This window comes from Paenibacillus sp. FSL W8-1187, assembly GCF_037965485.1.
Classification (GTDB): domain Bacteria; phylum Bacillota; class Bacilli; order Paenibacillales; family Paenibacillaceae; genus Paenibacillus_O; species Paenibacillus_O pasadenensis.
On record NZ_CP150181.1, the window covers coordinates 4,070,041 to 4,089,091 of the forward strand.

21 protein-coding genes are annotated in these 19,051 nt (G+C 64.4%); 3 read left to right on the plus strand and 18 right to left on the minus strand.

Translation table 11 applies throughout. From position 1 onward, the window contains the following. Positions 1 to 75: 75 nt before the first annotated feature. The 3 genes from NYE40_RS17545 to moaA are packed head-to-tail and all read right to left on the minus strand — an operon-like array spanning position 76 to position 3,097. Positions 76 to 1,521 (minus strand): bifunctional UDP-sugar hydrolase/5'-nucleotidase, encoded by a 1,446-nt coding sequence (locus tag NYE40_RS17545; RefSeq protein WP_339278742.1) that lies wholly within the window; start codon positions 1,519 to 1,521, stop codon positions 76 to 78. A gap of 57 nt (positions 1,522 to 1,578) precedes the next feature. Further along, positions 1,579 to 2,070, minus strand: a complete 492-nt coding sequence (locus NYE40_RS17550; RefSeq protein ID WP_101807984.1) for a hypothetical protein — start codon at positions 2,068 to 2,070, stop codon at positions 1,579 to 1,581. A gap of 31 nt (positions 2,071 to 2,101) precedes the next feature. Next, a complete protein-coding gene (gene moaA, locus NYE40_RS17555; protein WP_101807985.1) occupies positions 2,102 to 3,097 on the minus strand; it encodes a GTP 3',8-cyclase MoaA in 996 nt (331 codons plus the stop codon). A gap of 127 nt (positions 3,098 to 3,224) precedes the next feature. Here moaA and NYE40_RS17560 point away from each other — a divergent pair, with 127 nt between their 5' ends. The 3 genes from NYE40_RS17560 to NYE40_RS17570 all read left to right on the plus strand — a co-directional run bounded on the left by NYE40_RS17560 (position 3,225) and on the right by NYE40_RS17570 (position 6,226). Then, positions 3,225 to 4,034, plus strand: coding sequence for a molybdenum cofactor biosynthesis protein MoaE (locus tag NYE40_RS17560; protein WP_101807986.1), 810 nt, complete (start codon positions 3,225 to 3,227; stop codon positions 4,032 to 4,034). Next, positions 4,031 to 5,074 (plus strand): ThiF family adenylyltransferase, encoded by a 1,044-nt coding sequence (locus NYE40_RS17565; RefSeq protein WP_101807987.1) that lies wholly within the window; start codon positions 4,031 to 4,033, stop codon positions 5,072 to 5,074. The genes NYE40_RS17560 and NYE40_RS17565 overlap by 4 nt, the downstream gene beginning before the upstream one ends. 96 nt (positions 5,075 to 5,170) lie before the next feature. Continuing rightward, positions 5,171 to 6,226: an HD-GYP domain-containing protein gene (locus tag NYE40_RS17570; RefSeq protein WP_101807988.1), complete on the plus strand. Its 1,056-nt coding sequence runs from the start codon at positions 5,171 to 5,173 to the stop codon at positions 6,224 to 6,226. An 84-nt stretch (positions 6,227 to 6,310) separates the two neighbouring features. Here the strand turns inward: NYE40_RS17570 and NYE40_RS17575 are convergent, their stop codons facing one another. From NYE40_RS17575 to NYE40_RS17645, 15 genes are all read right to left on the minus strand, one after another. After that, entirely contained in the window at positions 6,311 to 7,387 is a 1,077-nt protein-coding gene (locus NYE40_RS17575) for a hypothetical protein (protein WP_101807989.1), read from the minus strand. A gap of 40 nt (positions 7,388 to 7,427) precedes the next feature. Next, a complete protein-coding gene (locus NYE40_RS17580; protein ID WP_101807990.1) occupies positions 7,428 to 8,429 on the minus strand; it encodes an N-acetylmuramoyl-L-alanine amidase in 1,002 nt (333 codons plus the stop codon). Continuing rightward, a complete protein-coding gene (locus NYE40_RS17585; RefSeq protein ID WP_101807991.1) occupies positions 8,422 to 8,703 on the minus strand; it encodes a phage holin family protein in 282 nt (93 codons plus the stop codon). Before NYE40_RS17585 ends, NYE40_RS17580 begins: the two co-directional genes overlap by 8 nt. A 24-nt stretch (positions 8,704 to 8,727) precedes the next feature. Further along, a complete protein-coding gene (locus NYE40_RS17590; RefSeq protein WP_028599139.1) occupies positions 8,728 to 9,042 on the minus strand; it encodes a hypothetical protein in 315 nt (104 codons plus the stop codon). A gap of 40 nt (positions 9,043 to 9,082) precedes the next feature. After that, positions 9,083 to 9,238, minus strand: coding sequence for an XkdX family protein (locus NYE40_RS17595; protein ID WP_084137341.1), 156 nt, complete (start codon positions 9,236 to 9,238; stop codon positions 9,083 to 9,085). Next, entirely contained in the window at positions 9,239 to 9,799 is a 561-nt protein-coding gene (locus tag NYE40_RS17600) for a hypothetical protein (protein WP_052333302.1), read from the minus strand. Beyond that, the gene (locus NYE40_RS17605; protein WP_028599140.1) at positions 9,796 to 12,207 is read right to left on the minus strand and encodes a hypothetical protein; all 2,412 of its coding nucleotides are present in this window, start codon (positions 12,205 to 12,207) and stop codon (positions 9,796 to 9,798) included. Before NYE40_RS17605 ends, NYE40_RS17600 begins: the two co-directional genes overlap by 4 nt. A gap of 2 nt (positions 12,208 to 12,209) precedes the next feature. Continuing rightward, positions 12,210 to 12,494, minus strand: coding sequence for a hypothetical protein (locus NYE40_RS17610; protein WP_028599141.1), 285 nt, complete (start codon positions 12,492 to 12,494; stop codon positions 12,210 to 12,212). Further along, complete coding sequence (locus NYE40_RS17615) at positions 12,491 to 13,075, minus strand: putative phage tail protein (protein WP_028599142.1); 585 nt, start codon at positions 13,073 to 13,075, stop codon at positions 12,491 to 12,493. Before NYE40_RS17615 ends, NYE40_RS17610 begins: the two co-directional genes overlap by 4 nt. After that, entirely contained in the window at positions 13,068 to 14,144 is a 1,077-nt protein-coding gene (locus tag NYE40_RS17620; RefSeq protein WP_101807992.1) for a baseplate J/gp47 family protein, read from the minus strand. The genes NYE40_RS17615 and NYE40_RS17620 overlap by 8 nt, the downstream gene beginning before the upstream one ends. Next, on the minus strand, positions 14,137 to 14,508 hold the full coding sequence (locus NYE40_RS17625) for a DUF2634 domain-containing protein (protein ID WP_052333303.1): 372 nt from the start codon (positions 14,506 to 14,508) through the stop codon (positions 14,137 to 14,139). Before NYE40_RS17625 ends, NYE40_RS17620 begins: the two co-directional genes overlap by 8 nt. After that, complete coding sequence (locus NYE40_RS17630; RefSeq protein ID WP_028599145.1) at positions 14,505 to 14,801, minus strand: DUF2577 domain-containing protein; 297 nt, start codon at positions 14,799 to 14,801, stop codon at positions 14,505 to 14,507. Before NYE40_RS17630 ends, NYE40_RS17625 begins: the two co-directional genes overlap by 4 nt. A gap of 3 nt (positions 14,802 to 14,804) precedes the next feature. Beyond that, entirely contained in the window at positions 14,805 to 15,680 is an 876-nt protein-coding gene (locus NYE40_RS17635) for a hypothetical protein (protein ID WP_339278743.1), read from the minus strand. Between the two features lie 121 nt (positions 15,681 to 15,801). Beyond that, positions 15,802 to 16,539, minus strand: a complete 738-nt coding sequence (locus tag NYE40_RS17640; RefSeq protein ID WP_339278745.1) for a LysM peptidoglycan-binding domain-containing protein — start codon at positions 16,537 to 16,539, stop codon at positions 15,802 to 15,804. 42 nt (positions 16,540 to 16,581) lie between these two features. Then, entirely contained in the window at positions 16,582 to 19,038 is a 2,457-nt protein-coding gene (locus tag NYE40_RS17645; protein WP_339278746.1) for a hypothetical protein, read from the minus strand. Positions 19,039 to 19,051 lie beyond the last annotated feature (13 nt).

Genomic DNA, 19,051 nt, shown 5'->3' on the forward strand with positions numbered 1-19,051 from the left:
TATCTATCGACATCGACGAGGAAAAACATTAGATTCGACAGCGTTTTTCGAGCCGATCGGCGTCGATTCGACAGATCAGCGGACGAGCCTGAACCTCGGCTCGCCGCAGCGCCGCAGCGCCTCCGGCTTGTTCAGCTCGGCGGCAAGCACCTGGCGGATGAATTCCGGCAAAAAATAGCGGACGTCCCGCCCTTCCTTGAGCGGCAAATACCCGGCGCCGAAGGTGAACATGTCCAGCGTGCCGACGTCGTACTCGCGCTCGTCCTCCAGCTCGCGGCCGCCGCAGCGGATCGACACGATCCGGCCGCCTCCGTCCGCGGCCGGACTCCAGTCGATCTCAAGCCCGTCCACGGCCAGCGTGCCGAGCACCGTGCCGCGGAAGCCGAAGCCGCGCAGCTCCTTGCCGTAGAACTCCGGCTGCAGCGACTGCTCCACGGCCTCGCGGATGCGCCGGCCGATGAGCCGCATGCGGCAAGGATTGACCGGCGACGGGCATAGCGCATGCAGCAGCCCTTCGCTGATCTCTCCGGCCGGCAGCCCGCCGAGCAGCTGCCCGGCGTTGACGAGGCCGATGTCCGCCCCGGTCCACTCGCGCACGCCGGCCGCCAGCAGGTTCGCGAGCGGCGATTCGCGGGCCGGGTCGAGCTCGAGCGGCCGCTCGAGCGTGGCGGCCGGACGCGACAGCTCGCGCCGGGCCGTCTCGCCGTGCTCGCTCAGCAGCTCGGCCGCCTCCTCGTCGATCGGCAGCGAGGCGATCGGCAGCAGGCGGCCGGCCGCCTCGAGCCGCCCGCTCGACGGATCGAGGCCGAGCTCGACGAGGCCGAGCCGCTCGCCGAACTTGCCGGCTCCGCACAGCAGCGCGCCGCGGACGCTCTCCGGCTCCTCCAGCAGATGATGCGTATGGCCGCCGAGAATGACGTCGATGCCGTCGATCTCCTCGGCCAGCCGGCGGTCCACCGGCAAGCCGAGATGCGACAGCACGACGACCGCGTCCGCCGCCCCGCGCAGGCGGCCGACCTGCTCGCGGACCGCTTCGAGCGGATCGGTGACGGTCCAGCCGAGCAGGCTGTAAAAGGCCGGGTAGGCCGCAGTCGCGCCGATCAGCGCGACGCGCAGCCCGTTTTTGACGAGCACCGTCCCGGGCAGCAGCCACTCCGGCCGCTCGCCTGTGCGCGCATCGAGCAGATTGCAGCAGAGGATCGGGAAGCGGGCGCCCGCGTAGATGCGCTCCAGCTCGTCCCGGGTGAACGTCAGCCCTTCGTTGTTGCCCGGCACGGCCGCCTCGCAGCCCGCCGCGTTCAGCAGCGCGATGTTGACGGAGCCTCCGGTGCCTTCGGTCTCCTGCCGCATCCGGTCGAGATGGTCGCCGATGTCGACGTACAGCACGCCCTGCTCGCCCTCATCCCGGCGCGCGTCCTTGACGGCGGCGGCGATCCGCCCCGCCTCCTCCAGGCGGCTGTGCACGTCGTTGCTGTGCAGCAGGAGCAGCCGGCTTCGTTTGTTGTCCGTTGATCGTTCCATGCGCGCGCTCCTTCCATGCCTGCCCTTTTTCGCCTGCGTGCCGGCCGGCGGGCGGCTTCAGCGGCGTTTCCTAAGGTCCTCCGGCGAAAAATCCGACTTGAAGCCGTACGCAGCGTCGCCGCCGAGCTCGGGCTCCTCCAGCAGCGTCAGCGAGACGACCCGCTTGACGTTCAGGCATTTGCTGCTGCCGTCCGGCACATAGAGGCGCAGCGGCCCTTCGCGCTCCAGCGGCACGCCTTCGCGGGCGAACAGAAACGCCGCCTGAGCGGCCTCGCGCCAAGAAATGACCGCTTCGAAGCGGTCATCCGCGACGACCTTCACATGGGTCGGCGCCGCGACGACGTCCTCCCTGCCGGCTGCGGCCGCCTGCTCCAGCCAGCCCCGATGCCAGTCGATCAATCCGAAAGCCTCGCCGCTGCCGTCCGGCACCCGCTCCAACAGCGGGAAGACGGCGCCGGCCTGCTCCGCCATCATGCGCGCCGAGAGCGACTCGGGCGCAGCGGCCCGGACGCCCCGACGCTGCTGCCGGATTTCAATTTCCTTTGCCATGCTCCATCTCTCCTATCCGCTGCACTCTTGCTCAGCCGCCGATCTGCGACATCCGCCGCGACGTCGGGCTATGGCTGAGCGCCTCGCCGTGCAGCCTCGCCGCCATCTCATGGTTCTCCGGCTTGATGTCCGCGGCGCGCCGGAACAGCGCCTCGAGCGCCGCGCGGCTGCCGAGCGCGGGCTTGACGTTCAGTTCGTCCACCCAGTAGAGGCAAGGCTGCAGGCTGCCGTCCGCCGTCAGCCGGAGCCGGTTGCAGCGCGCGCAGAAACGGTCGCTGACCGGATGGATCAGGCCGAACGAGCCGGCCGCCCCCTCGAACGCCCAGTTTTCCGAAGGGCCGTTGCCCCGGAGCTCCTCGAGCGGAGCCATCGGCAGGCCGAGCTCGCGCGCCGCGTCCATGACCGCCGTCAGCGGCAGGTACGTCCTGCGCCACTGCTCGTCGGCATGGCCGATCGGCATGTATTCGATGAAGCGCACATGGAGCGGCTGCTCGACGGACAGGCGCAGGAAGCTCTTGATCTCGTCCTCGTTGATGCCCTTCAGCAGCACGCAGTTCAGCTTGATCGGGCCGAGCCCGGCTTCGCCGGCCGCGCGAATGCCCGCGAGCACCTGCTCCAGCCCGCCGCGCCGCGCGATGAAGCGGAAGCGGGCCGCATCCAGCGTGTCGAGGCTGATGTTCACGCGGTCGAGGCCGGCCGCCTTCAGCGCGGCCGCCTGCTTCGCGAGCAGCATGCCGTTCGTCGTCATCGAGATCTCCTCGATGCCGGGGATCGCCTTGAGCCGGCGGATCAGACCGTCCAGGCCCGGCCGCACGAGCGGCTCGCCGCCGGTGATGCGCAACCTCCGGAAGCCGAGGCCGGCCGCGGCCTCGACGACCTGGACGATTTCGTCGTAGCTCAGCAGCTCGGACGAGTCGGCGAACTCCATTCCTTCCTCGGGCATGCAGTAGAGGCAGCGCAGGTTGCAGCGGTCCGTCACCGAGATGCGCAAATAGTCGTGTATTCTTCCGAATCGGTCCCTCAGCATCGCGTTTCCCCCTCGGCCGGGCTTCCTGCCGGAAGCCTGCAGTTTCGTGTCTATCAGTTTATCATTTTTGGCGGACTTATGATATGCTGGAAGCAAAACCCCGCGGGGACAGGTGAGGTTATCTACCATGAGCTACAGCTGGAGCATCGCTTTGTTCGCCGGCTTGCCGGAGCGTCTCGGGACGCGGCAGGCCGAGCTCTCATCCGACCGGTCCGAGATGACCGTCGGCGAGCTGAAGGCCGCGCTGAGCGAGGCCTATCCCGCCCACGCCGGCTTGATCGCCGTCTGCTTCGCGGCCCGCAACGAAGCTTATGCCGCCGACGGCGAGCTCGTCCGCTGCGGCGACGAGCTCGCGCTGCTGCCGCCGGTATCCGGCGGCGACGGCAGCGGCGCTCCTATCGCGGCGGCAGCCGCCTGCCGCATCTGCGCCGAGCCGCTCGACGCGGCCGAGGTCGCTTCGCTGGTCGAGCATCCCGACCACGGGGCGGCGATCGTCTTCATCGGCACGACCCGCGAGTGGACCGCCGGACAGCGGACGGTCAAGCTCGAGTACGAAGCCTATGAGCCGATGGCGCTGCGCACGCTGGAGCAGATCCGCCGCGAGCTGGACGAGCGCTGGCCGGGCACGCGCTGCGCGATCCATCATCGCATCGGCGTCGTCGGCATCGGCGAGGCGAGCGTCGTCATCGCCGTCTCCGGGCCGCATCGGGCGGCCGCCTACGAGGCGAGCCGCTACGCGATCGAGCGCCTCAAGCAGATCGTTCCGATCTGGAAGAAGGAAGTGTGGGAGGACGGCTCGGAGTGGAAAGGACATCAGACGGGGCCTTGGAATCCGCTCTCGGACCTGGCTCCGCCGGTCCCGCCCGCAGCCTCGGACAAGCTTCCTGCGGAAGAAGCCGCGGCTGCGGTCGGAGCCGAGCGGGAGCTATCCGAATGAGCGAAGGCAGCCGGCCGGCGCTCCCAGACCGCTACATCCGCCAGACGCGTTTCGCGCCGATCGGCCCGGACGGCCAGCAGCGGCTCGGAGGCTCCGTCGTCGCCGTCGTCGGCGTCGGCGCGCTCGGCTGCGTCATCGCCTCGCATCTGGCGCGCGGCGGCGTCGGCGAGCTGCGGCTGATCGACCGCGACATCGTGGAGCTCAGCAACCTGCAGCGGCAGCTGCTGTACGACGAGGACGATGCCGCCTCCAGCCTACCCAAGGCGGAGGCCGCCGCGGCGAAGCTGCGCCGCGCCAACAGCAGCGTCTCCATCCGCGCCTATGCGGCGGACCTGCATGCCGGCAACGCCGACGAGCTGCTCGGGGGTACGGACCTGATCCTCGACGGCACGGACAATTTCCACACTCGCTATCTCCTCAACGACTATGCCGTGCGCGCCGGCATTCCCTGGATTTACGGCGGCGCGGTCGGAGCCGGGGGCATGACGATGAGCGTGCTGCCGGACGCCGGTCCGTGCTACCGCTGCCTCTTCCCCGAGCCGCCCGCCTCGGGGCTGGCGGATACTTGCGAGACGGCAGGCGTCGTCTCGCCGCTCGTCGACGTGATCGGCTCGCTGCAGGCGATGGAGGCGATCAAGTGGCTTTCCGGCCGGCGCGAGGAGATGCGGGGAGACCTGCTGCAGCTGGATCTTTGGCGCAACTCGTGGATGCCGCTCGGCGTAGCCGGAGCCAGGCGCTCCGACTGCGAATGCTGCGGACGCCGCGAATTTCCGTTTCTCGAGCCGGAGGAGGACATGGCGGCGGCGCTGTGCGGGCGCGCCACCGTGCAGATCCGGCCGGCCCGCAGCCGGCCGCTCGATCTGCCCGCGCTGGCCGAACGGCTCGCGATGGCGGGAGAAGTCCGGTTGACTCCCTACTCGCTCCGGTACGAGCGGGACGAGCGGATTTCGGTCGTCTTTTTCCCCGATTCGAGAGCGCTCATCCAAGGCTTGGAAGATCCTATTAAAGCGAAAGCCGTTTATGCCGATATACTAGGATGATAATAGGTCGGACGAACGATATTGCCCCGCTTTCAGATCCGACAATAGTAGCAGACGGCACGATGCCGTCCAAGACTAACCTTGCCGAGGTGCACCATGAGGGTTCATATTTCCGATCTAAAGGAAGGCGATCTGCTGTCTAGCGACGCCTTCAACCATTTTGGCTTGAATGTCATGGCCAAAGGAACCCGGCTGACCTCCTACGAGATCGCCAAGCTGACGCAGCACAGCATCGACTATGTGGAGGTCGAGATGGAGGCGCCTGTCGCCGCCGGATACCGGACGATCGAGTCCGGCCTGCCGCCGCGCTGGCTGCCGTCCATAAAGCCCCTTTACGAGAACGCCATCTCCGGCTGCGAGGATCTTTTCCGCAAGGCGCTGGAAGAAGGCAAAGTGAGCGAAGAGGACGTGGACCGGTCGTTCGGTCCGCTCATGTCCAGCTTCCAGATGGAGAAAGACGTCGTCTCGATGCTGCTGCTGCTCAATACGGACGACGACTATACGTACCAGCATTCCGTCCAGGTGGGCATGCTGTCCTACTACCTGGCTTCCTGGCTCGGCTTCCCGGAGGAAGAGGCGGCGCGCATCGGCAAGGCCGGCTTCCTGCACGACATCGGCAAATGCCGAATCTCCAAGGACATCCTCAACAAGCCGGAGAAGCTGACGAGCGAGGAGTACCGCGAGATCAAGCGCCACACGCTGTACGGCGAAGAGATCATCCTCAGCACCTACGACGATCCGTTCCTCTCCTCCGCCGCTCTCCAGCATCATGAGCGCATGGACGGCACCGGCTACCCTCACGGCATCGACGGCATCGAGATTTCCCCGATCGCCAAGATCGTCGCCGTCGCGGACGTGTACAGCGCCATGATCTCCACCCGCTCCTACCAGCAGAAGCGCGACCTGCTCTACGTGCTGCGCGAGCTGTACCGCATGAGCTTCCACGAGCTGGATCCGCACACGACCCACACGTTCATCCGCCATATGATTCCGAACTTCATCGGCAAAAGCGTCGAGCTCGACAACGGACAGTTCGGAACCTTCATCATGACGCATCCGAGCGAGTTTTTCCGCCCGCTCATCCAGGTCGGCGAGGATTTCCTCGACCTGTCCGAGCAGCGGGAGCTGGAGATTACGCAGATTTATATGTAAATTGAAAAGACCCCCTAGCCGCCATGAGGCGGCTAGGGGGTCTTTTGCATGCAGGGCGTCGGCCCGGACGTTCGCTGTCCCTCGTCAGTCTCCTCCGCCGCAGCTGCTGGACGAGCAGCTGCTCGAGCTGCAGCTGCTCGAGGAACAGCTGCTGGAGGAACCGCCGTCGGAAGAGCCATCTCCGCCGCTGTCCGAGCTGCCGCTTCCCCGTTCGTCGAACGAGTCGCCGCCCGCGCAGCCCGATGCCGAGCAGCCGCTTTGGGAACGCTCGCGCTCCGCCTCCGGCAGATGCCGCTCCATCTGCTCGTCGAACGAGCCGCCCATCGAGCTCATGAGCAGCGCTCCTCCCAGCATCGCTCCGTAGCCGGGATCGGCATAGCTGCTCCCGGACAATCGGCCAGGCGAGTCGCTGCGATCGGCGCTTCGAGCCTCGCGCGCGTCGGCGGCCTGACGGCGGAGCTTATCCAGCATATAGGAGACGAGCCGCTCGTCCGCTTCGGGACGGAACAGCTCCGAGCGCAGCTCTCGCGGCTCCGCGTCCTGCAGCCGCTCCAGCCTCTTTGCATTGAGCGGATGGCGGAAAAAGGCTCCCCAGGCGACAGGAGCGAAAGCGTGGAAACGGAACAGCGCCGCATAGGCCAGATCGAACCAGGCGCGACCTCCGGGATCCGGGACGCTTTCGGCCGCCGGCGCGTGATGCAGCGGTCCGCCGATCAGTTCTTTGCCGAAGCGCTCGTATTCGCGGGTGTACATCAGCATCTCATGCCAGACCCCGTCCACCTCGTCGCCGAACATCGGCACGGTACGCAGCAGCGAGCAGAGCACGAAATAGCGCTTCAGCTCCAGCAGCAGCAGCTCGAACCGCTCTGGCGAGCAGTCGGGATGCTCCGTCAAATAGCGCTGCCGGAGCTGCTCGACATAGGAGGCGGGCAAAGCTTTGTCCAGCTTGGCCGCCGTCGCTTGCAGCGGCGCGTCCGGCAAGGCGCCGAGATCCAGCCAGCCGGCGGTTTCGCGGGCGGCCTCGGCGACCGCGTTCCGACGCGGATTTTTGGAGGAGGACAAGGGACGCTCCGCCGATCGGCGAGTTTTCGTTCGAGCCGATACGAGGGACAGGACGAGCAGAGCGAAGAGAGCGAGCAGAAAAAGGGAGCTTGGAGTCATCGGCTTCTCCTTTCGAAGAGGAAGAAAAGATAGCCTTATCTTACCATAGCGCGGATCCGCTCGGGGGAATGGCCGCGCAGCGGCGCAGCTCGTCCGCCATGGCGCGGAAGCGGTCCGGATTCTCGCCCTTGGCGCGGGTCTTGAACCAAGCCGGGGACAGCCAGCCGACGATGATTTCCTGCGCGTTGCTTTTAAGCAGCCTTTCTCCGTCCACGCAGCGGCGCAGGCGCTCGGCCAAGCGGGCGTAGTGCGCGGCGCCTTCGCTGTCTCCCGCCTGGATACGCTCGTGCCACGCCGGCTGGATGTAGGAGCGGACAAGATGGGAACAGGTGGCGGCAGAAAGGGCAGCCGGCGAAGAGGCCGCAGTCGCGCCGTCTTGCTGCGTCTTGGCCGAATCGGCGGCCGCTCCTGCTTGATTCCGCCCGCTGGAGCCGGCGGAGGAAGGCTCGGCTGGGCGGGCGGAGGATTCCTCCGCTTGGACGGCCGCCGCCAGCTTGCGCTCGACGTCGCGGATCAGATCGGCGAGCGTGCGGCCGGCCGTCGCCAGCGCCTGCTCGCAGTCGCGCTTGCGCGTCGGATCGAGCTGGCCGTGGCTCACGATATGCGTCGAAGGAACCTTGCTCCACTTGGCGCAGCAATAGGCCAGATAAGCGACATAGCGGTCGTAGGCCGCCTCGAAGCGGATCGCGCCGCCATAGCACAGCTCGATGCCGAGCGCGGCGTCGTTGGCGTCTGCGCCGAAGCGGCGGTTGTCCTCCGGGGCCTGCCTTTGCACATGGTACGCCTTTTCCGCCGGGTCGTCTCCCGTGCCCGTCGGGATGATCTCCAAAATCCGCGTGTCGTCGATGAACACATGGGCCGAAGCGATCCGCTCCGTCTGGCGGTCGAAATAGCGGTAATGGGCGTCGGCCGTCGCGCCCGGGTTGCCGGTATCATGAGCGACAAAAAAAGCCGGGCTTCCGGCGGTCAGCCGAAGGCCCGGCCTCGTCTGCGGACGGATGCGGATGTAGCGGCGCTCGATCGGATAGCCGAGGTCAATCATGGGCGTCTTCCTTGCGCAGCGCCTGCGCGGTCTGCTTCACAAGCTGGTTGCCGTAGACGGCGACGGCGCCGCAAAAGATGCCCTGCATGACGCCGTCGGCGGTCCAGCCGGCCGTGAAGCCGGCGAAGACGATGCCGGCCGCGGTGACAAAGTAGATGATCATCCAGTCCCGGATGCCGGCCGTCCGCTTGAGGCCGTAGCCGATGATCCAGCAGACGGCGACGACGCCGGCCAGCTCGGGATGGATCATCGATTGGATGAGCGTCCAGTCCATCTGGCTTCCTCCTTTGGCTTCGCTTTATTCGAGTATTTTGAAAACGAGGCCCAGCAGCGAGGCCGCCAGGCCGATAAGCGTGAACGAGGTCGTGATCAGCCAGCGCTGGCCCTGCTTGATGCCGTCGATGCTGGCTCGGATCTCGTCGATCCGGTGATGCGCGGCGCGCGCCCTCTGGGCGGCCTCGCGCGCCGTCTCGTCGCTTTTTTCCAGGCGTTCGATGAGCCGCGCGACTCCGGAGGCCAACTCGCCGAGAGCCCGAGTGTTGACTTCCTGCAGCGTCTCGAGCTTCACCACTTGGGATACGATCGCCTGGAGCTGGTTCTCGGGTCTGCTCATGCCGGGTTTCTCCTTTCGAACGGGGGGCTTTTGCGGCGAGTTACGGCTCGCTGGCGGGGACCTCCTGCCGAGCCGTGTCAAGCAGCGCATCGGCCTGCTCCGCAGTGAGTTTTCCGAGCTCCGCAAAACGACGGACTTGCGCCGCGGAGTAGCAGCCAAGCTCGTAATATCGTTTGATCGTGGCATGCCAGTCCATTTAGCTCACCTCTCTTTCGGCAACCGCAAGCCTCAATGCCGCATAATCCTGCTCCATCTGGCGCTGCCTGCTCTCCAGCTCCGCCACCGCCAGCAATAGGATGGCGTTGTCCTGCTCCGTCTGGGCTTGGCGCGCCTGTGTCTCGGCAAGATCAAGCAGAAGCAAGGCATTATCGGCTTGCAGCTGCTCGACTGGAGAAATCTCATGTGTGCCCGACTGCAGCGATGCGATTTCCTCCGGGGTCAACCCTTCGACCCAAAAAGCAGGAACATCCGGCTGCTGGGGCCATTCGCTCCGCTCGTGCTCCGGCAGAGCCTCCCAAGCAGCCACAGCGGATAAGTGCAGCCTCAACGCCTCTTGGTGCTCGTCGTACGCCAGCTTGTCAAAGCGCGGCCGGTACAGTCCAGCAGGAACCGGCACGGCTACGCGATAGCCGATCAGCTCCGGCTCGCCGCCCACGGCCGCCGTCTCGTAGATCGGCGAATAGCCCGTCTCGCTGTCGTCCGCGAGGGCGACATCCGCGAGCAGGCCGTCAAGGTCTGTGATGATGGCTTCTTTCATTGAGAACCTCCGATTCTAACGCCGAACAAGGCAAGCCAAAACGGCGCCGTCTGACTGTGGGTTGTCAAGTCGTTTGCGATTACGACCATGCCGTTAGGCATAATTGTTACACGACCGGGATTGGTGTAAGCCACACCACTTCCCGAATAAGGTACAATGAATGTCTCCGGATAAAGAGGTCGGCAACTCGGAGGCAAGATAAACAGAGCGGTAGTAGAAGTTCCCGTACTTCCGGATATGACTCCACGCAGGGAAACAGATCCATCTGTATTAAGACGATACTGCGCAGTTCGATATGAGGTGGAGTAGACCTGGTCTGAATAAGGTCCCCACCCATTGAGTAGCGTCGGCGTAATCCATTGAGGCTGCTTGACTTGCGCAGACCCGTATTCCAGAACCGAAACCCGCCGCGCCAGCTGCACGGCTGCCTTGGAGGCATCGGTCGTGATCGTCCGCAGGTTGGTCGTGTACTCCGCGCTAATCTGTGCAGGCGGGATGCCGATTAGATGTGTGTCCAATGCAAGATAGGTTACCTCGTATACGGCGGATGCTTCGTACTCACTAAGCCGAATGTAAGCCCGGTCGACTCCGTAATCGGTAATATCAGCCAGCTCATGCGCAATCCAATTCCGATCCAACGTCCGATTGCGAAATATTGAAAGTATTTTTTTGGATCGAAAAGAAAGGCGACTATCGGACGTGCCACTTGCCCCTGTCGAATTGATTTCTGCGAAACCGTTCGTAGTATTTATCTTAATGTTAGCGAGTTCCCGAACGATTCCCCCGCAACCGACCTCCACATTGTTCGTACCCGCTAACTGCAGAATCCCACCTTCAGATCTCAGTGGCTCGTCAACTGCCGTAGATAGTTGGTACTGCAAGCGGTAAGGAGCAAAACCATTTCCCCAGACGTTAGCTGAGGGGACCGAATTCTCCCCTCCACCCCCTAATGCCGATCGATTGGTCGGCGTCCACGATGAAAGGCGATAGGCCCACCATTTACTGCCCGATCCATTAAAAGGTGCATAATTCGCTCCAACTGAACCGTCATACATGACCCAGCCGTTAAAATACGCCTTAATTTCATCCGTCGACGGTATATAGTTGTCGCCCCAACCAGAATCTATATTTGCAACAAAAAGGCCCACGACCGATTTATTAGAAGGATCACTTTCATCCGTTATAACGTGCTGATCGACACCTATTGGATTTGCGCCTTGATTAATACGAGTTGTTAATTTACCGTCATATTTAACAACCTGCCCTGTGTCTTTCAAGGGATTATGAATTTTGCAGAGCAAGGTCTTATACCCTGTTGCAGCTCCTAAAAAAGTCCACGCCATGTCCCCAGTCAATTCCAGTGACCGAAACCGTCGCTTGACCCGCGCCCGCCCATCCGAATCCATATACAACTCGTCAGATACATTCCCGTCCGTACTAGCAGCGAGCTGGCAATCCGGATAAAAGATATATTGATCATCAGCAGACTGCGCAGCAATCTGACGAATATAAATACCGTTGACGTTTTTGAAGTCATCGACGTAAGGATACTTAGCCGCGATTTGATTGGCTGTCATACCATCCAAAGCTGCATACTCCGTTATCGTAATTTCGTAAAGCCTGAATGCATCTCCAAACACGTACTGCCCGTTTGCTCCAGTCACGGCGAGCTGCAGCGTTAAGCCGGAGACGCCAGATGTTGGCGCATAAGCTCTCCAGACAGGAGTGTAGGAAGTTGTGCTGGTAGCTGCAATCGTGTCTCCCTTGGAAGCGGACGTGCCTCCCAAATACACTTTTCCGGATGCCGCATTCCCATTCTTCACCATGCCGACAAGGATGTAGAAGCGGTTTGCGATCAGGCTGAATTGCTGAGTCGAATAAGCAAAGGCCGTGGTAGCGTTAGCGGTTACCTTTAGGGACGTTGTACCGCTATAGACATCTGAAGCACTAAGAGCGACAGTTGCTCCAGTTGCAGCGAATTTGCTTAAATCTTCGCAGTTACCAACTCGCCCTAACAAATTCACTAGCGTCCGTCCTTTGATGCTCTTGATCCGAAGCGGCGCAGGACGCGGCACCTGGACCGTCTGCACGCCCGGAACAAGCGTAACGGCTGTCGGAATCCGATCCTCGAGCTCCGCAGCCAGGGGAGCTGTCGATGCGTCTGCCCTTGCTATCGCCGCATCTACCTCCGCCTTCCGCGCCACGTCATCAGCGGCCGCCGGGGCGGCCACCTTGACGCGGCCGGCGGAGTCGCGCTGCATGAGCTTGCCTGGCGACGCCTCGCTCGTCGCCCCGTGAGCGCCGCTCGTCGACGCCGCATGGGCGGACGCGGCGTTCACCTCGCCGCCGAGCGCGTTCAGATCCGCCTCGGTGACGACATCGTTGAATTTCCAATCCGTCTTGGCCATCGTCATCCCTCCTCTACCGTGATCGACTGCAGCATCAGCGTATCGCTCGCAATCGGGATCTGCACGTCGCTTGTGCTCAGCGTCTTGCCGTACGCATCCTGCAGCTCGATCCGATGCACCGTGCCTACCGCCTCCGCCGGAATGTAATACCTCAGCTCGACAACTCCCTGCGACGCCCGCTTCAGCGTGAACTCCGTCAGCAGTACCGCGCCGCCGTTGAGCGAGACGCGGGCGATCCGACCGTCCACATAGGCGGCCACGTCCTGGATCAGCGAAGCCTCCATCATCGTACGATCACCTCTTCCTTCTCTGTCGTGAATCCGGTCGCGCCGAGCTTCCAGCTGCCGAGCCTCGTCTCGCGGGCCAGCCGCCGATGGCGGATGCCCTCCCTCAGGCGCAGCGTATCCGCAACCGCCGTCTGCTGCACATAGACCAGACTCGCCGGCTTCAGCGCCGTCACCGTCTGCTCCACCTCGCGGAACAGCGGCGCGTTCTGGATCGCGGCCGAGATCGTCAGCACCTGCGCCTCCAGGTCTACCTGCGCCAGCGCGCGGCCCTTCCCGACCAGATCGTCCAGCCTCTCTTGCAGATACCGCAGGGTAAAAGGAGGCTTCGTGGAATACCGGTTGACGACGCGCACGCGCCGAAATGCCAGCGATTCCTGCGCCTCGTCCGCCCGAATGCCGAGCAGCCGCTCGTGGCGGCGGATCGCCTCCACGGACGCGGTCAGCACGAAGCGGTCATCCAGCAGGCGCTCCAGCGCCTGCTCCGCCGAGGCGATCTCTTCATCCTCCGAACGGAACAGCTCCGTCATCTCGCGGCTGTCCGAATAAAACGCCGGTAGCCTTCCGATCAGCGGCTCAGCCATTCAGCGTCACCGTCCCGAGCGTCGGCACCTCGTCGGCTTCCAGCTCCAGATTGGCCGGCGCGCCGTTCAGCGTCGTGCCGCCGATGTCCTCGACGCCCGGCAGCGCGAGCACTCTCGTCTCCAGCTGGGAGATGCGCACGATCAGCCGGCTCTCTCCCGCCCAGGCTCGCCGCAGCTCCAGCAGATACGCTTCTGCCGCCGCCTCGATGTCCCGCTCCAGCTGGACCGCGCTCACGCCGGCGCGCAGCGTGAGCTGCGTGGCGATGTCGACGGGGACCGCGTCCGCCGCCACGATCGTCACCCGATGGCCGATCGGGGCGAGACCGATGCCTTGTCCCGCCGACTCCGGGTCGATCGCCGCCTGCACCTCCTGCACCAGCGCGGCCGCCGCCGGAGCGAAGTCGCTGGCGATTACCGTCGCCTTCACGGTGCCGCCGCCGTTCCAAGCGGGATGGATCTTGACCCCGCCGACTCCGGGCAGGCCGCCGATCTTCGCCCGGTAATCCGCGATATTGCCGCCGAAAGGCTGCTCGCTGACCGCTTGCCAGAAGCGGGCCCGCAGCTCGGCGTCTCCCTCCTCGTCCTCGCCCGGCACGAGCACGTCCGCCAGCTCGGCGCGGGCCAGGCCGTCGATGTAGTCCAGCGGCAGCAGCGCTCCCGCCACCTCGTTGCCGGCTCGGCCGGGCTGCTCGGCCACGAGGCGATACGTCCCCGGCGCGAGCCGCTCCTCCACCTCGTAGGCGGTCCCCTCGGCCGCCAAGCGCGAGCGCAGCGGCACCTCCGCCGGGCCTCCGGCCGTGCCGAAGAACCGGCCGAGGCGCATCGCCCGGCTCGAAGCCTTTCGACGCACGCCGTGCTCAGCGGCGCGGCGCGTCAAATACTCCCCGTCCGCCGTATCGGCGAACGAAAGCGCCAGCTGCACGTCCAGCTCGGCGTAAAGCGCCGCCAGCTCGGCCGCTGCGGGCGCAAGCGCGTCGAAGATGACGCTGCCTTCCCTTTTGTCCAGCTCATCCGGAATCCGGGCCAGCATGCGGCCCATGATCTCGCGGTACGTCTGATGCTCATACACCGGCCATCGCCTCCTCCTTGAACGAGCCGAAGACGGTGCGCACCGTGAACGTCAAGGACACGCCGTCTCCTTCCCGCCTCATCTGCATGTCCTCGACCGCCAGCACGCGGCTGTCCGCCAGCAGCGCTTCCTCGACCGCGGCGGCGATGTCGTAGCTCGACCGCTCGAGCCCGACCTCTCCCGTGTACACCTCATGCTCCCAGCGCACGGTCGACAGCTGCTTGAAGACGAACTGGCGCATCGCGGCCAGCCCGTCGATCCTCCCCCCCGTGCGTCCGTCCAAATGGATCGGGTACGTCAGGCTCGGCCGCTCGACCGCCTCCGCCGCCGTCCAGTCCAATCCCGTCTGCTCCGGCACGCTCATGCCTCCACCCTCCCCAGCGCGACGTAAGGGCTGCCGCCCTCCGAGCGCAGCAGGACGAGCCGGTCGCCGAGCTCAAGGCCGCGCCGCAGCACGAAGCGCTCCCCGCCCAGCTCCACCGCCAGCTCCCGCAGATGCTCGGGCACGACGAGCAGCTCCGCCGGCAGCGTGAAGCGCTGCTCGACGGCCACCTCCAGCGGCTCGAGCCCCGTCACCTTGCCGAATACCGCCTTCGTCAGCTGCTGCGCCTCCAGCGAGCGCGCCATGATCTGCTTGATCGAATCGTTGATGCTCATGCTTCATCCTTCCTTTACCATGCCGTCGATGACGTACAGCTCAAGCTGCATCGTGTGCGAGCGGCCGGAATAGGCGTGCGTGCACTCCTCGACGAGAAAGTGGCGGTTCAGCTGCAAGCGCGGAATCGCCACCTGCACGACCGAGCCGGCGCGGATCGTCGGATGGCCGAGCGCCTCCAGGCTGAATTTCCGCTGCTCGCGGTTTTTCAGCTGGAGCAGCTGCTTCAGCATCTCCTTGATCCGCTCCTCGTTGAGTCCCTCGTCCACCTTCTGGTAATATTGCAGCTGTCCCCAGCGGGCGATCGCGGCGCCGTCCTGCTCGATATAGACGTCCCGCCCGCCCGTCTGCTTGTTGTCGCGCACGAGCTTGATGCGGTTATACGTCTCGCTGTCGATGCTGCGGCTGGACGAATAGCCCGTCAGCAGGCTGTTCTCGCCGATGACGACGTTCGCCTTCATGTCGGCCACGTCGCGCAGCGTCAGCAGGCCCGCATCGTCATAAAAGACGAAGAGCTTCCCCTTCGCCAGCAGCGTCTCGTCCAGCGCCTTGAAAATCATGTCCAGCCGCTTCTGCCCGTCCTGGCTGAACTTCGGAATCGGATGGCCCGTATCCGCGATAGGGCCGAGCCGGGCCTGGATGGCCAGCGCCTGGTCGCGGATGACCTGAGTCGCCGTCACGTTCGTGCGGACGTAGGTATCCGTCTCCAGCAAATAGCGGAGCTGATCCTGCGCTTTCACCCGCACGACCCGATCCTCGTCCTCTTCCAAGGTGAACACATAGCCGTAGAACAGCCGTACGCCGCCGTCGCTCACCCGCACGACGTTGCCGGGAGCGATCGGCAGCTGGCTTTGCGCCGCCAGGCTCGGCCCCCGCATCATCGAGAACTCCAGCGTACCCGCCTTGCCGATGCGGGACGTCTTCTAGCTCAGCTCGGTGGCCATGCCGGTGACGTCCCACAGCCGTCCGTCGCGGAGGTCGAGCTCAATCTTCAGCATGCCCTCACTCCTTCGGCGGCGGCACCTGAAGCACGCGGCCGATCTGCAGCCGCTTCAGCTCCGAGTTGCCGATGCCGTTCAGCTTTTGGATTTCCGGCCAACGGCTGCTGTCGCCGTCGTACAGCTTCATGCTGATGCCGCTGAGCGTGTCGCCCTTGACGATCGTGTAGGCTTTCGGCGGCACCTTCAGGTCCGGCCGCTTGTCCGGCTCCTTCGCCACGGCGGTCGAGCCGTCCGCCGTCTTCACCGCCTGCAGCTTCACCGGCGCGTAGAACACGTATTCCTTCAGCTTAAGCGTGTAGAACACGTCGCCCGGCGAGCCGGCCTCCTCCCAGCGATCGAAGCCGGTGATCGTCATCGGAATCTGCAGCGTGTACGGATTCTCGAACCGGTCGGCATGGCGGGCATAGATGAACCGCAGCGGATAGCCGGAGCGCATCCAGCGGCCGGTGTCGTCGGCGAACTGCTCCGGACGCTTCAGGATGGACCGGGTCGCGACGTAAGGGCCGGGCTGGCTGGGAAAAAAGCTCTCGAACTCGACCTCGGCCAGTCCCGGCTTCTCGATCGTCGCGATCGGTCCCGCTCCGAGCAGATTGTAGTCCTTGCCGGAGCCGCTTCGGCGGATCGACAGCTTGGACGGCAGCACCGGCAGCTCCCAGCCCTCCGTGCCGTGATTAAAGTCGAGCCGGATGCCGGCGAACGCTTTGGCCGGCTGAGGGCTGACCCGAATCGGTATAGCCATCGGCGACCTCCTTTCCGCGCAATGCTGCGCTTCGTAATGTTGCTAAATGCGGGCGTACACCCCGTGGGCGGACGACTCGATCTCCTGCTCCATGCTCGCGGCGATCTTGCGCACGACGTCGTCGACGTCGACCTGCTTGTGGATCGGTCCCGTCGTCACCTGCACCGTCGGCGTCAGCGTGACGAAGTTCTGGATCGCCTTCATCTCGGCCAGATCGCGCATCACCTTCAGCTCCTCGCTGCCGATGTCGACCTCGCTGCCGATGCTGCCGACCTCGTTGACCTTGCCGATGTTGGGGATGTTTCCGCCCGGCGTCGCGCCGGCTCCTGCGCCGCCCATCATGCTGTTCTGCTTGTCGGCCATGCCGCCTCCGCCGCCCAGCTTGTTTTCCCCTTTGAACATTTCCTTCAGAGGATCTTTCTCCCCGTTGAAGAGCGAGCCTGCTTTGTCCAGCGCTCCTTTGCCCAAGTCGTAGCCCTTCTTGCCTGCCGCTGATGGATCCAGCGCGTCCAACCGTCCGATGCGGACGGGGTCCTTCTCCGAAGTCGGCGGCTCGATTTTATCCAGCATGCCCTTCAGCTTGCTGCTCAGGGCATGGGGATCCTTTACGTCCAGCTCTGCGATACCTTTGTATTCTTTGCCGAACAGCTTCGCCATGCCGGCTCCCAGCCCGTTCACCAAGCCGATGACTCCGTTGATCCCCTCCAGAATGATCTTCATGAAGCCGCCTGCGAAGGACTCCGTCATGAGCAGCATTTCATACAAGGCGTTGCCGAACATCATCGCCAGATCGTAGAACAGCTTCTGCACCGCATACACCGGGTCGATGAACAGATTAATCAGGAACTCCGCGAACGTCGCGAACAGGTTCCAGGCGGACGCGATGATGTTGTAGATCGTAGCGCCGAGGACGAAGAACAGCCCGACGATGAAGCCGATGATCTGGCTTGCGCTCGTGCCCGTCTGGAGCAGCGCGTACACCAGCAGCCCGATGATCGCAATGATGAGCAGCAGCGGCCAGTTCGCCATGAAGAAGGCAGCGGCCATCGCCATGATCGGCGCCACCATGCTCCATAGCCAGACGGCCATGAGCGGCAGCAGCACCGCCGTCAGCACGGTCAGCACGTCGCCGATCGCATCCCCGTTCGAGACGAACAGGTCCATCAGGAACAGCGCGGCATCTGCCGCTGCGGAGAGCAGCTCCGCCATGATGTACAGTCCGGCAGAAAGCGCGTCGAAGAAAGGATCGAGCTTGCCGGAGTCGAATGCAGCCATGATCTTGTCCAGAACCGGCACGAGCGCTTCCATGGCCGGCATGCCGGCTTGACCGAGCTTGAACTGCGCCTGCTGCTGGATGCCTTCCATTTTCGCGCCAGGCGTCGAGGTGAGCTTGCTGAAGCCGGCATCGCTCATGCCTTGCTTGGCGAGCAATCCATCCATAGCGCGCAAGAACCCGTCCATGTCGCCCGAAGCGACGGCCTTGCCGGCTCCGCTCTCCTGCAACTGCTTCTCGGACAGATTAAGCCCTTTCAGCAGTTCCGCAGGATCGCCCGCCATCATGGCGCTCATCGCGCCGGCCGATTCTTCGAGGCTGCTCTGAGGGTTCAGCTTCTGCATCCGCATCGCCATCCGGTTGAGAGCGGCCACCTGCGTCGGGTCGGTCGTCACCTTGAGGAAAGACAGCGCCGTCTGCTGCGCCTCCGCCGGATTCACGTTCGCGCCGAGCGCTTGCCTGCTCACCGCATCGAAGATCGCTTGGCCGCCGGCGTCGCTGCCTGCCGCCACCGAGTAGCGGTCGATCGTCTCCTGCTGCGCCATCGCGCCCCCGACGGAGCTTTTGAACAACGGCACCGCTGCTCGGAATGCCGCCGTCAGGCCGCTTGTCATCAGCTGAGCGACGCTCGGTGCTCCCTCTCCGGCCTGCGACGCTCCTGCCGCGGCCGCGCCAGCCGCTCCTCCCAGCACGCCGGCGCCCAGAGCGCCCGCTCCGGCAGCTCCGGCTCCAGCGGCGCCAAGCCCAAGCAGCGCCTTCAGCCCGCCCGCACGGAAGGCCAGGAACATTTTCGTAAGCTCCGGGAGCGCTTTAAGGAAGTCCTTAGCGCCAGCGACGAACCGAAAAATGCTCGTAACGCGGTCCATTTTGCCGAATCCTCCGCCTGGATCCCTCTGCGCTCCATCCCCCGCCGCCTTCACGCTCACCTTGAACGGCTCGTCCAGCCGCTTCTGAATCTGCTTGCGTAGCCGGCTGATGTCCTCCTCCGGCACGTTCAGGCGGACCTGCAGCGCGAGGCGGGACTGCCGGAGCCGTCCGAGCCGCTGCATCACGCCATTGATCTCCTGATGCGCGCCGCTCGTCTGCACCGACACCTTGAGCGGCTTCGCCAGCTGGCGCTGCAGCTTGTCGCTCAGCTGAATCGTGCGCTCCAGCGTCTGATTCACCTTGCGCAGCTCGCCGCTGAAGCGGTCATACAGCCGGATCGTCGCTTGCAAAGTCGCCATCGCTTCGCCCCCT